This window comes from Nonomuraea sp. NPDC003201, assembly GCF_053590415.1.
In genome coordinates this window covers 1-3,012 of sequence record NZ_JBSFTC010000627.1, presented here as the reverse complement: position 1 = coordinate 3,012, position 3,012 = coordinate 1, and the positions used below count along the sequence as shown (strand labels likewise).

4 protein-coding genes are annotated in these 3,012 nt (G+C 75.2%); all 4 read left to right on the top strand.

Going from position 1 to position 3,012, the window contains the following annotated elements; all coding sequences use genetic code 11:
- A partial coding sequence (locus tag ACWDX9_RS61890; protein WP_449973213.1) for a lipid II flippase MurJ occupies window positions 1–703 on the top strand: 703 nt, incomplete at its 5' end.
- On the top strand, window positions 700–1,392 hold the full coding sequence (locus ACWDX9_RS61885) for a polysaccharide deacetylase family protein (protein ID WP_449973212.1): 693 nt from the start codon (window positions 700–702) through the stop codon (window positions 1,390–1,392). The genes ACWDX9_RS61890 and ACWDX9_RS61885, both read left to right, overlap by 4 nt.
- The gene (locus ACWDX9_RS61880; protein ID WP_449973211.1) at window positions 1,389–2,483 is read left to right on the top strand and encodes a glycosyltransferase; all 1,095 of its coding nucleotides are present in this window, start codon (window positions 1,389–1,391) and stop codon (window positions 2,481–2,483) included. The genes ACWDX9_RS61885 and ACWDX9_RS61880 overlap by 4 nt, the downstream gene beginning before the upstream one ends.
- 2 nt (window positions 2,484–2,485) lie before the next feature.
- The coding region (locus tag ACWDX9_RS61875; RefSeq protein ID WP_449973210.1) for a hypothetical protein at window positions 2,486–3,012 on the top strand (527 nt) is incomplete at its 3' end.

Below are 3,012 nucleotides of genomic sequence, written 5' to 3'. Positions count from 1 at the left end.
CCCGGCGCGGAGAGCTCACCGACTGCGGTCAGCAGACGCGCCGCCTCATCAGCCATCAGGTAGACCAGCAGTCCTTCCGCGCGCCGACGACCTGGTCAGCGCCTCGGCGATCGTGCTGGCCGCCACCGCGGCGCTGCTCGTCTGCGCTCCGGACGTCGTGGCCCTCCTGCTGCAGTACGGCGCGTTCACCGAGGCCGACACCGCCGCCACCGCGCGGATCATGCGGGTGTACGCGCTGGGGCTGCTCGGCCAGGCCGTGGTCGGGGTCGTCTGCCGCGTCTACTTCTGCGGCGCCCGCGCGTCCTGGTACCCGGCCCTCGCGATGGGCGCGGGGCTGGCCGCGACGGTCGTGCTGGCCCGCCCGGAGTGGGGCGTGACGGGGATCGCCGCGGCGAACGCGGCCGGGATCACCCTGACCGCCGCGCTGCTGCTCGCGGGACTGCGGCGGCAGGCCCTCGCCCTGCCCGCCCACACGGCGCTGGTCCCGCTCAGCGGCCTGCTGCTGGCCACCGCGGCCGCCGTCGGAGCGGGCTGGGGCGCGCGGACGCTGCTGGCGGACCTGCCGCCGCCGATCGCCCTGGCTTCGACCGGCGCCGCGATCGCCGTCACCTTCTCCGCTGTCGCGGCCCTCTCGGGGGCCACGGCCACGCTCACCGACACCACCAAGATCACCCATTTGATCAGGATGCGAGGTCGCTCATGACCGCGATGCCGCTGGTGCTCATGTACCACTCCGTGGACAAATACGACAGCGACCCGCTTCACGTCACCGTCTCGCCCGACCGCTTCGCCCGGCAGATGCGCTGGCTCGCCCGGCGCGGCCTGTCCGGGGTCTCGATGCTCGAGCTCACGCGCGCCCGGAGCACGCGCGGCCTGGTCGGGCTCACCTTCGACGACGGGTACGGCGACTTCCTCAGCGAGGTCGTGCCCGTCCTGCGCAAGTACGGCTTCACGGCCACGGTCTTCGTGGTCACCGGCCTGATCGGCGAGCACAACGCCTGGGACGCCGGCTCCCCGCGCAAGCGGCTCATGGACACCGAGGGCCTGCGCTGGGCCGCGCGGCAGGGCATGGAGATCGGCTCGCACTCGGCCGGGCACTACTCGCTGTCCGGGCTGCGCGACGACGAGCTCCACCAGGAGGTGGCCGGCAGCAAGGCGGCGCTGGAGGACCTGCTGGGCCGCCAGGTGAGCGGGTTCTGCTACCCGTACGGGCACGTCAACGCCCGCGAGCTGGCCGCCGTCCGCGAGACGGGCTACTCCTACGCCTGCGCCATCTGGAAGTCCGAGCTCACCGGCCTGTACGCGCTGCCGCGCACGTACGTGGGCGAGCGGGACGGCGCGCTGCGGCTGCACGCCAAGCGGGCACGGCACCGGGTCCGGTGGGGCTGGTGAAGGTCCTGCACGTCATCACCGGCCTGGCCGCGGGCGGCGCGGAGCAGCAGCTTCGGGCCCTGCTGCCGTACCTGCGGGTCCGGTGCGAGGTCGCGGTGCTCACCGGGCACGGGGTGGTCGCGGAGGCCATCGAGGGCTCCGGCGTGCCCGTCCACCACGTCGGCATGCGCGGCAACAGGGACCTGCGCGCCGTCGGCCGGCTGGCCCGGCTCATGCGCGGGCGCCGCTACGACGTGGTGCACACCCATCTGTACCGCGCCTGCGTGTACGGCCGGCTGGCGGCGCGGCTGGCGAACGTGCCGGCGATCGTGGCGACCGAGCATTCGATCGGGCGCGAGCACGTCGAGGGACGCCGCCTGACCCGCTCGATCAGGGCGCTGTACCTGGCCAGCGAGCTGCTCGGGCACCTGACCGTGGCCGTCTCGCCGACCGTGGCCGACCGGCTGTCGAGGTGGGGCGTCCCCCGCTCGCGCATCGCGGTGGTCCCGAACGGCGTCGACGGCGAGGCCTTCGGCTTCGACGCGGCCCTGCGCCGGCGCACCCGGGAGCGGCTCGGCCTGCCCGAGAACGCGTTCGTGATCGGCGGCGTCGGCCGCCTGGAGCCGAGCAAGCGCTTCGACACGCTGATCAGGGCCCTGCCGCCGCTCGAACACGCCGCCCTGCTCCTGGTCGGCTCCGGCTCCTGCGAGCCGCAGTTGCGGGAGCTGGCCCGCGAGGCCGGGGCCGAGGACAGGGTGATCTTCGCGGGGGAGTCGCCCGACGTGGGGGCCCTGATGATGGCGATGGACGTGCTGGCCGCGCCCTCCGTCGAGGAGACGTTCGGCGTGGCCGTCGTCGAGGCGCTCGCGTCCGGCCTGCCCGTCCTGTACGACGCCTGCCCGGCCGTCGAGGACCTGCCGCCCGGCTCGGCCCCGGGAGCACGGCGCGTCGAGCCGCACCGGCTCGCCGCGGAGCTGTCCGGCCTCGCCGACCGCCCGCCTCTCAGGCTGCCACCGCCCGATGCCGTCCGGCTCTACGACGTCCGCCGCCAGGCGGACCAGCTGGAGCGGCTCTACCTGCGCCTGCTGGGCGCCGAACCCACCGAGGAGTGACGATGACATGGACCTGGGTCCGCATCACGGGCCTGCTCGTGCGATGGTGGCTTCCGCTGTCCCTGGCGCTCGGGGCGCTGGGCGGGGTGGCCTACGCGCTGGCCCGCGACACCGTCTACGCCGCCGAGGCGTACGTCGCGGTGGCCGGCGGTGACCCGGCGCAGGCGGCCGGGTTCGCCGCCGCCTACGCACGGATATCCAGTCATCCCGGCTTCCTCGTCGGCGCCGCGGACGAGCAGGACAGCCTGCGGGCGGCGGCCTCGCCCGACGCCCCGCTGGTGCGGCTCACCTCCGTGGCGACCGGCGCGCGGGAGGCCGCCGACCGCGTCAACCAGGCGGCCGCCGCGCTGATCGCCTACGCCAACGCCCATGCCGCCGACACCCGCGTACGGCTGGTGCCCTTCGCCTCGGCGGTGCCTCCGCTGCGCCCCTCGTCCCCGCTGCCGCTGCTCAGCGTGGCCATCGGCGCCTGCGGGGCGGCCCTGGCGGCCGGCCTCGTCCGGCTGGCCGCGCCGCAGGCCCGTCCTCA

Excerpts from the sequence above, each read along its gene's own strand:
- ACWDX9_RS61885 (WP_449973212.1), top strand. The coding sequence starts at position 700 with ATGACCGCGATGCCGCTGGTGCTCATGTACCACTCCGTGGACAAATAC.